Here is a 596-nt window from a genome sequence, read left to right on the forward strand (position 1 = left end):
GCTCCGGACATGCCTAGACGCGACATGACCTGCGCGATGTTGACGTAGTCCAGGCCGATCTGTCTGTGCGAGAAGTGCATCAACCCTCCAAGGGTGTGGCAGAAGGTGGGATGCGGCCCCGCGCGGTCGAAGCGTCGCGTGGCAAACGCGATCTGACCATTGATGTCCAGCAAACTGCTATCCATCACCGCGATTCCCGCCTCCCTAGCGCATTCCATGCAGGCCTGTTCCAGTATCGGCGCATCAAGCGGCTCATCACGCGCCGCAAACTTGATCAGCCAAGAGGCGTAGCCAGGCGAAGGGGTTCGGGAGCGCGTGCGAGCTTGCTTCATGCCGGCATCCAGATCGAGCATGAGCTTCGGTCGAGCGCCTTGGGGAGAACTGCCGGCGGTCAGCAACTCGTTGGAGACGTCGTCCAGCATCCCTTCGATTGCAGCCTCCACCTCCTCACTCAAAGCCACCAGGGACACCTCCCCTTCGACCTCCTCCTCCATGGCCGGGCGGAAGCTCAAGGCGCCCCAGGCCCGATCGGCAATGAAAGCCAATCGAGCAGCTGGCGAGATGTACTGCGGGTCAATCCGCCGCCGGGCCATGGC

At 62.8% G+C, this 596-nt stretch carries 1 protein-coding gene; it reads right to left on the reverse strand.

Annotated features, from left to right (window positions below):
* On the reverse strand, nucleotides 1-596 hold a 596-nt coding region (locus tag D7X55_RS40145), incomplete at both ends, for a HipA domain-containing protein (protein ID WP_147470456.1).

The sequence above is a fragment of the Corallococcus sp. AB049A genome, assembly GCF_003668885.1.
In the GTDB taxonomy this organism is placed as follows: Bacteria; Myxococcota; Myxococcia; order Myxococcales; family Myxococcaceae; genus Corallococcus; species Corallococcus interemptor.